Here is a 7,257-nt window from a genome sequence, read left to right as displayed (position 1 = left end):
CAAAATCCGCCTCATCAACGCCCGCGGCTACGGCCACCACTCAGCCCGAACACTGACCTCAATGATCTATCTCTGCCTCGGCGGACTGCACCCTCAGCTACCCACAAGAACCTGAGGAGCCGCACACTAGTTCGAAGGTCCGACAAAACGGTCACTCGACTCTGCGCGCCCGGAACGTCTTCACATCCGGTTTGATCCCCTTCAAGTGCTTGGCGCCGGCGAACGACCACGCGAACCGGTCGTCGTCCCCGATCGCGTCGCGAGCAGACTCGGCCACCAGCACCGACCCGGGTCTCGCCGCCCCGGTCACCCGCGCAGCGAGGTTCACCGGGCTTCCGAACCAGTCCCCCGCGCGGCTCACCGCCATGCCGGTGGCCACACCGGCGCGCAACCGCGGGAAGTCGCCGTCGTCCTCCGTTTCCTCGACCAGCCGCAGCATCGTCTCGAGCAACGGTGCCGGCTCCGGACTGACCAACATCACCTCGTCACCGATTGTCTTGACGAAACGCACCGGCACCACTGCGAATTCGCGCGTCATATCGGCCAGCCGCTGCGAGAGCCGCTCCAACTCCTCAGGAGGGACGGCCTCACCGAGGCGGGTGAACCCGACGAGGTCGGCGAACCCGATCGTCACCAGCCGCGCACCCGGAAGATGTTGCCCCTCAGCACGTTCGGTCGCGTTGATGGCCTCGCTCTCGATCGCGTGGCGCAGCTGCAGCAGCAGCACCTCCTGGATCATCGGGCCGAGCAGCGGCGCCACATTCGCGACGAGCGTCTCGGATTCCTGCGCGATCTCCAATTCCGTTGCCCCGGGCCGTATCACGGCGGCCAGGGCGGCATACCGCATCGCTTCGGCCGCCCGCGCCAGCCCGTCACCGAGGTGCCGGGTGATCTGCACCAACTCGTCGGGATCGATTCCGACGTCGAGGAAGTCACGGGTGAACTTCGCCGCCTCGGCGTCGGCACGGAGAAAGACCTCGGCGTCCGGATCCTCCACCCGGGGCAGTCCCATCGCGCGCTGGATCCGCTCGAACAGTGCGAGGTCGACACCGGCCTCGGACGCGGCCTGCCGCGCCGACACGTACCGGCCGTCGTCACCGATGACCCGACGCGACGCCAGCAGCATCGGCGCGGGGTTGCCGCTGATCTGATCGAGGCCCACGCCGCGGCCGACCAGCCAACGGATCAACTCCGCACGCTCGGTGCGCGCACTGCCTTCGAGCCCGTCGAGCAGCCCGGATGTCTCCAGATCGAGGTCTTCGGCCACCCGGCCAACCTATACGGCATAGTCGGCCTCATGGCCTCCCCGACGCTGCAGAGCTTCCCGCCGCTCGCTGCTCCCGGAGCACGCATCCTCGTCCTGGGCAACATGCCGGGCGTCGCGTCACTACAGGCGCAGCGCTACTACGCCTATACCCGTAACGCCTTCTGGGCCATCATGGGCACGCTGTTCGGGTTCGATCTCATGGACCCGTACGACGAGCGCGTCGCCACGCTGACCGGCGCCGGCGTCGCGGTATGGGATGTACTCAGGCGCTGTCGCAGGATCGGCAGCCTCGACTCGTCGGTCGAGCCGGACAGCATGGTGCCCAACGACTTCGCCGGGTTCTACGCCGCCCATCCGGGCATCACCCACGTCTACTTCAACGGCGCTGCCGCCGAGAAGAACTACCGCCGCCTCGTCGGCTCACGGGACGCGCTGACCTACACCCGGCTGCCGTCGACCAGCCCGGCCCAGACCATGTCCTTCGACCGCAAACTGGAGGCGTGGCGGCAGATCACCGACGCTGTCCGTACCTGACGGCGTACTCCCCCGGTGTGCTGCCGAGCAACGACCGGAAATCGTTGATGAAATGCGCCTGGTCATACCAGCCCAGCCGGACCGCGAGGTCGGCGAAGTCGACCTCCGGATCGCTTTCGATCTCCAGCGCCGCGTTCTGCAGCCGGTACCGGCACAACACCCACTTCACGGGTACGCCGACGTAGCGGCGGAAAACCCGTTGGGTGGTCCGTTCTCCCCACGGCGAACGGTTCATCACCTGCTCCACCCGGTGGATTCCGCTGTCGTCCCTGATCCGGTCCACCAGGGCGGCCAGCGCCGCGAAGGTGTTGTCGGGCCCGCCGCCGTGAGCGATCAGCCCGTCCAGTTCCGACGCTGCGCGGTCCACATCGTCCGGTAGGGAGACCGTTCCACCGAACAGGTCGCCGACAGGCTGCACCCGGCCCGTCATCGTCGATGCGTCGCCACCGAACCTCGCGGTGAATCCGCCCGGCCGGAATCGTGCCCCGACCACCCAGCCTCGTTCGCTGATGGTGGTGCGGAAGACACGTTCCACGACGCCGTGAACGAGCGTGTTCGGCAGCGAAAACCCGTGCCGGGCACCGTCTTCACCCCATTCGTGAGTGATGTGCATGGACGGGAAGGTGATCACGGCGCTGTCGAACGGGTCTTGCCCGCGCAGATCCCAGGTGACCGACCAGAAGTGCTCGACGTACCTCTCCGTCGCGCCGTCGGCGGGCCACCGCCGCAGGTCGAACAGCGAGGAACTCGACGCGCGCCCGACGACCCCGCGCACCGGCGCACCGGCTGTCGCGTTTTTCCAAGCGCCCACCGCATCGAGACTACGAAACTCGCCGTATGAGCGTCACACCCATCCCCGCCGGCTACACCAGCCTGACCCCGTTTCTGTGCATCGACGGCGCCTCAACGGCGATCGACTTCTATACAAAGGTGTTCGGCGCGGCGCTGGTCGAAAAGATGGACGGCCCGAACGGCACCGTCGCCCATGCCGAGCTGGACTTCGGAACCGGACGTCTGCAGCTCGGCGACCCCGCCGACGCCTACCGAATTGTCGCGCCCGACTCCCACTCCGACACCGTCACCTACTCGATCGCGCTGTACTGCGCGGACGTCGACGACGTCGTTTCCCGGGCTGAGAAGGCCGGCGCGACGGTCCGCGAGCAACCGCAGGACTTCCCGACCGGTGACCGGTTCGCCTCGCTCCGCGACCCGTTCGGTATCCGATGGACGGTGATGACGCGCGTCGAGGAGGTCTCCGCCGAGGAACGCGACCGGCGGTTGAGCGAGTGGGCCGTCCGGAACGCCTGACGCGGGGTCCACTAGCGTGGCGGGATGTCCTGCGTGTTCTGCGCCATCGTCGCCGGTGAGGCTCCCGCCATCCGGATCCACGAGGACGACGACTTCCTCGCGATCCTCGACATCCGGCCGTTCACCCGCGGCCACACCCTGGTGTTCCCCAAGGCGCACACCGTCGATCTGACCGACACCCCGCCCGACACGCTGGCCGGAATGGCGACGTTGGGTCAGCGCATCGCGAAGGCGGCCCGCGCGTCGGGACTGCACGCCGACGGCAACAACATCGCCGTCAACGACGGCAAGGCCGCGTTCCAGACGGTGTTCCACGTCCACCTGCACGTGGTGCCGCGGCGCGACGGCGACAAGGTGAAGTTCGCCAAGGGCATGCTGATACGCCGTGACCCCGACCGCGAGGAGACCGGACGGCTGCTGCGCGAGGCACTGGCGCAATTGGACGCCGCCGAGAAGGATTGACCCATGGGCATCGCGCTGTGGGTGGAACAGAACATCGGAACTCGGCTGCTGATGTTGCACGACAAGCTCTACAAGAGCACCGACGGACGCATCGGCCACCGGATTCCGTTGCCCGGGGTCGCACCGTCGCTGCTGCTGCACACCGTGGGGGCCAAGACCGGGAAGCCGCGCACCAACACCCTGTCGTACTTTCCCGACGGCGGGAGCTACTACGTCGTCGCCTCCAAGGGCGGCGACCCGAAGGCCCCCGGCTGGTATCACAACCTGAAGGCCCATCCCGACATCGAGATCAACATCGGCCCGAAGCGTTTCGCGGTGACGGCCACTCCGGTGCCCGCCGACGACCCCGACTATCCGCGGCTGTGGAAGATGGTCAACGACGGCAACGCCAACCGCTACGAGGGCTACCAGAAGCGGACGTCACGCAGGATCCCGCTCGTCCGGCTGACGCCCAAGGGTTAGAAGATCTCCTTGGCCAGCAGTTCCAGCGTGGCCTCGCGGGCCGGCGCGGTGGCCGGATCGACCCCGCGGTACGCCGACGCGACCGGGTGCACCATCACCTCGTCCACGCCGAACTTCTCCGCCAGCGCGTGTACCTGGCCGGCCGCCTCCGCCGGTGAGCCCACCACGGCCTGCCGCAGTCCGGCGTCGATCACGGCCCGGGCCCGCGGATCGGTCTGCTGCGCCTCGGCGTCCTCGACCAGATCCAGCGGCACCATCGGCTGACCGGTCCGCAACCGCGCCATCATCTGCAGATTCGGCAGGATCAAACGCATTGCCTCGTCGTGGGTTTCGGCGACCACGGCGTTGACGGTCAGGAATGTGACCGGCTCCGGGGTCAGTTCGCTGGGCCGGAAGTTGTCCCGGTAGAACTGCAGCGCCTCTTCGGTACCCTGCCCGGCGAAGTGGTGGGCGAACACGTACGGCAGTCCTTTGGCCGCCGCCAGCCGCGCGGAGTACATCGAGGAACCCAGCAGCCACAGCCTCGGTTCGGTGACGGCGGCGGGCGTGGCCTTGAGGATGTAGTTGTCACGCATCAGGTCGCGCGGCAACGGCACCCGCACCCCCTTGCTGCTCATCAGCGCGACGACGTCGTCGAGGTAGCCGGGAAAGGCTTCGATGTCGCGCTCGTCGCGGCCGGCCGCCCCGCGCAGCGCCATCGACGTCACCGGATCCGAGCCCGGGGCGCGCCCGATACCGAGGTCGATCCGTCCGGGGTGGGCCGCCTCCAGCAGCGCGAACTGTTCGGCGACCGCCAGCGGCGCGTGGTTGGGCAGCATCACCCCGCCCGATCCGAGGCGTAGCGCCGACGTGTGGGCGGCGAGGTGGGCGATCAGCACGGGCGGGCTGGTGGCCGCGACCGACGGCATGTTGTGGTGTTCGGCGACCCAGTACCGGGTGTAGCCGAGCCGGTCGGCGGCCTGGGCCAGCAGCGTCGAGGCGGCGATCGCATCGGAGGTGCTCTGGTCAGAGCGCACGGGGACGAGGTCGAGGACTGAGAGACGCATCTACGGTCCAACGCGTTGCATCACGGTTCCGTTCCCCGGCTCCCCCGCGATTTCGGCGGGGACGACTGCGAGGTCACCGGTGGGGGCGTCTGCAGCAGCTTCTGGATGGGCCCGAGCGCGTGGTCCACACTCACGGCGCGGAGCAGCACTTCGCGCGCTGAGGCCAGCAGACGGCTGCGGCGGAACATCAGCCGGGCCAGGTGGCGCGAGTTTCGCTGCGCGGCCTCCACCCGCGGCCGCTGCGCCCGCTCGAAACCGGAGAGCACAGGGGCGATCCCGTCGGGCTTGCTGTCGTGCAGCATGCGGGCGAGCACCCACGCCGACTCCATCGCCATCCCGGCTCCGATGCCCGCGGTCGGCAGAAAGTCTGCCGCGGCGTCACCGAGCAGGACCGTGCGACCGCGGGCCCAGTCGCGCGCCCGGACGTCGGTGAGCGCCCAGTAGTACGGCTCGTCGGCGGCGGCCACCGCGTCCATCGCACGCTCTGTTCGCGGGGTGGGCGCGCAGACCTGTCGACACATGCGTTCGATGAAGGCGCGCGGTCCCGCCGCGGTATCGGGCCGCGGTCCACCGAGGAAGACCCCGAGCCTGCCGGCGACGGGATAGGCCGCGACGAAACACCCTGCACCCCAGACCTCTTCACCGAGCTCCGGAGCTTCGTCGAGATCGGTCCACACGACCCAGCCGCCCCACCCGGTGTCGACCCGGCTGACGGAGTGGCCGAGCAGGTCCCGGGTACCCGAGTGCATTCCCTCCGCGATGACGACGGCGTCGAAGTCGTGGCAGCCGACCCCGTCTGGTGTCGCGATGGTGACCGCGACAACGCGGTCCCGCTCCGTGATGCCGCGCACCGAGGCTGCCGTCGTCACGTCGAAGTCGTCGCCCGCGAGGACCTCGACGAGGCTGCCCCGGTCCACGCCCCGATAGTCGCCGAACGGACTCACGACCGTCTCCACGGAGTCCTCGCGCAGCCGCCGTCCGGTATGACCGTCGACGGCGTACCGCCTGATCGGCGTGCTCACCTGCCGATATTGCTCACGCACGCCGAGGTCGTCGAGCACCGGCTCGACCATCGGCATCAGCGCCAGCATGTACCCGGCGGGCGGCGCCGCCGCGCGCTCGACGAGGACGGCATCCACGCCGCTGCGGCGCAGCAGTCGCGTCACCGTCACCCCCGCGACACCCGCCCCGCAGACGAGCACCTTCGGGCGGCCGCCGGCGATCCCCGCGTACTGCTGATCGACCGGCACCGGACGGAACATGACCCGAAATTACCATTGTGTGGACTGCACGGTCCACACAATGGTGCTGCTACTGTGTCGAGCGTGCATTCGGGGCGGATCAGAAGAATGACCGCCGATCGGCGCCGGCGCCTTATCGAGGTGGCGGCGGCCGAATTCGCCGGTCAAGGCTATGAGAATGCGTCCCTGAACACCATCATCGCGCTCTGCCCGATGAGCAAGAGCTCGTTCTACTACCTGTTCGAGTCCAAGGCCGACCTGTTCGATTTCGTGGTGACCGAATTGTTGACGGTACTGGCCCGCACGGTCACCGTCCCGGCGCCGCAGGAATTCGCCGGCGGTGCGTTCTGGGAACGAGTCGAGGCGCTGTTCGCCGGCATGGCCCGGGCAGCGGAACACGACGAGTCCCTCGTCGACCTCGGGCGGATGTTCTACAGCGCGGCGCCGGAGGGTGCACGCGGAACGGTGTCGTCCACCGTGGACGCGGCCCGCGACTGGGTGCAGGAGGTGCTGCGGGTGGGTCGCGACACCGGTGCCGTGCGCGACGACCTCCCCGAGTCGCTGCAGTGCGAGCTCACGTTCGGGCTGCTGCAGATCTTCGACCGGTGGTCGGTGAACCACCTGGATGCCCGCGACGCGGCGGCAGCCCGGGACCTGACGGCCGCTCAGTTCGCCGCGCTCAAGCGACTCCTGGCGCCTTGACCGCGAGTGCGGTGGCGAAGATCTCGTCCATCATCGCCGGCGTGAGGCGGCCGGTGAAGGTGTTCTGCTGGCTCGGGTGATAGCAGCCCAGCACCGTGACCGGGCCGTGCGGGGTCTGCACCGTGGCCGTTGCCGCGTGCCCGAACTTCGGTGCCGGCTAGAACACGTTCCTGACGAGCAGACCCTTCGAACACCGCAAACTGATTTACGCGGCCGCAGATTGTTCCGCGTCCGT

Annotated in this window: 9 protein-coding genes and 1 pseudogene; 5 read left to right on the top strand and 5 right to left on the bottom strand. The window is 68.6% G+C overall.

The annotated features are described in order from the left end of the window. Positions 1-151 precede the first annotated feature (151 nt). Entirely contained in the window at positions 152-1,267 is a 1,116-nt protein-coding gene (locus tag ASJ79_RS14585; RefSeq protein WP_067956322.1) for an adenylate/guanylate cyclase domain-containing protein, read from the bottom strand. 30 nt (positions 1,268-1,297) lie between these two features. Between ASJ79_RS14585 and ASJ79_RS14580 the strand changes: the two genes are divergently transcribed. Continuing rightward, complete coding sequence (locus ASJ79_RS14580; RefSeq protein ID WP_067956316.1) at positions 1,298-1,801, top strand: DNA-deoxyinosine glycosylase; 504 nt, start codon at positions 1,298-1,300, stop codon at positions 1,799-1,801. On the opposite strand, the gene ASJ79_RS14575 is transcribed toward ASJ79_RS14580, so the two are convergent. Further along, positions 1,779-2,612 (bottom strand): helix-turn-helix domain-containing protein, encoded by an 834-nt coding sequence (locus tag ASJ79_RS14575; RefSeq protein WP_067956314.1) that lies wholly within the window; start codon positions 2,610-2,612, stop codon positions 1,779-1,781. The genes ASJ79_RS14580 and ASJ79_RS14575 overlap by 23 nt on opposite strands. A 26-nt stretch (positions 2,613-2,638) precedes the next feature. Here ASJ79_RS14575 and ASJ79_RS14570 point away from each other — a divergent pair, with 26 nt between their 5' ends. The 3 genes from ASJ79_RS14570 to ASJ79_RS14560 are packed head-to-tail and all read left to right on the top strand — an operon-like array spanning position 2,639 to position 4,033. After that, positions 2,639-3,109, top strand: a complete 471-nt coding sequence (locus ASJ79_RS14570; protein ID WP_067956313.1) for a glyoxalase/bleomycin resistance/extradiol dioxygenase family protein — start codon at positions 2,639-2,641, stop codon at positions 3,107-3,109. Positions 3,110-3,133: 24 nt separating this feature from the next. Then, positions 3,134-3,571, top strand: a complete 438-nt coding sequence (locus ASJ79_RS14565) for an HIT family protein (RefSeq protein ID WP_067956312.1) — start codon at positions 3,134-3,136, stop codon at positions 3,569-3,571. A 3-nt stretch (positions 3,572-3,574) separates the two neighbouring features. Further along, the gene (locus ASJ79_RS14560) at positions 3,575-4,033 is read left to right on the top strand and encodes a nitroreductase family deazaflavin-dependent oxidoreductase (protein WP_067956311.1); all 459 of its coding nucleotides are present in this window, start codon (positions 3,575-3,577) and stop codon (positions 4,031-4,033) included. Here the strand turns inward: ASJ79_RS14560 and ASJ79_RS14555 are convergent. Together ASJ79_RS14555 and ASJ79_RS14550 are read right to left on the bottom strand one after the other, a co-directional pair. Continuing rightward, the gene (locus ASJ79_RS14555) at positions 4,030-5,079 is read right to left on the bottom strand and encodes an LLM class flavin-dependent oxidoreductase (RefSeq protein WP_067956310.1); all 1,050 of its coding nucleotides are present in this window, start codon (positions 5,077-5,079) and stop codon (positions 4,030-4,032) included. The genes ASJ79_RS14560 and ASJ79_RS14555 overlap by 4 nt on opposite strands. 20 nt (positions 5,080-5,099) lie before the next feature. Further along, the gene (locus ASJ79_RS14550; protein WP_067956309.1) at positions 5,100-6,341 is read right to left on the bottom strand and encodes an NAD(P)/FAD-dependent oxidoreductase; all 1,242 of its coding nucleotides are present in this window, start codon (positions 6,339-6,341) and stop codon (positions 5,100-5,102) included. Between the two features lie 87 nt (positions 6,342-6,428). Here ASJ79_RS14550 and ASJ79_RS14545 point away from each other — a divergent pair, with 87 nt between their 5' ends. Further along, positions 6,429-7,022: a TetR/AcrR family transcriptional regulator gene (locus tag ASJ79_RS14545; protein ID WP_067956307.1), complete on the top strand. Its 594-nt coding sequence runs from the start codon at positions 6,429-6,431 to the stop codon at positions 7,020-7,022. Here ASJ79_RS14545 and ASJ79_RS31045 read toward each other — a convergent pair. Next, positions 7,000-7,179, bottom strand: a pseudogene (locus tag ASJ79_RS31045) (hypothetical protein); the annotation flags it as partial. The gene ASJ79_RS14545 and the pseudogene ASJ79_RS31045 sit on opposite strands and share 23 nt — an antisense overlap. Positions 7,180-7,257: the final 78 nt, after the last annotated feature.

This window comes from Mycobacterium sp. NAZ190054 (assembly GCF_001545925.1).
Taxonomy (GTDB): Bacteria; Actinomycetota; Actinomycetes; order Mycobacteriales; family Mycobacteriaceae; genus Mycobacterium.
The sequence above is the reverse complement of the archived record's forward strand: the minus strand, read 5'-3'. Positions and strand labels throughout refer to the sequence as shown.

Excerpts from the sequence above, each read along its gene's own strand:
- ASJ79_RS14580 (WP_067956316.1), top strand. The coding sequence starts at position 1,298 with ATGGCCTCCCCGACGCTGCAGAGCTTCCCGCCGCTCGCTGCTCCCGGA.
- ASJ79_RS14570 (WP_067956313.1), top strand. The coding sequence starts at position 2,639 with ATGAGCGTCACACCCATCCCCGCCGGCTACACCAGCCTGACCCCGTTT.
- ASJ79_RS14565 (WP_067956312.1), top strand. The coding sequence starts at position 3,134 with ATGTCCTGCGTGTTCTGCGCCATCGTCGCCGGTGAGGCTCCCGCCATC.
- ASJ79_RS14560 (WP_067956311.1), top strand. The coding sequence starts at position 3,575 with ATGGGCATCGCGCTGTGGGTGGAACAGAACATCGGAACTCGGCTGCTG.
- ASJ79_RS14555 (WP_067956310.1), bottom strand. The coding sequence starts at position 5,079 with ATGCGTCTCTCAGTCCTCGACCTCGTCCCCGTGCGCTCTGACCAGAGC.
- ASJ79_RS14550 (WP_067956309.1), bottom strand. The coding sequence starts at position 6,341 with ATGTTCCGTCCGGTGCCGGTCGATCAGCAGTACGCGGGGATCGCCGGC.
- ASJ79_RS14545 (WP_067956307.1), top strand. The coding sequence starts at position 6,429 with ATGACCGCCGATCGGCGCCGGCGCCTTATCGAGGTGGCGGCGGCCGAA.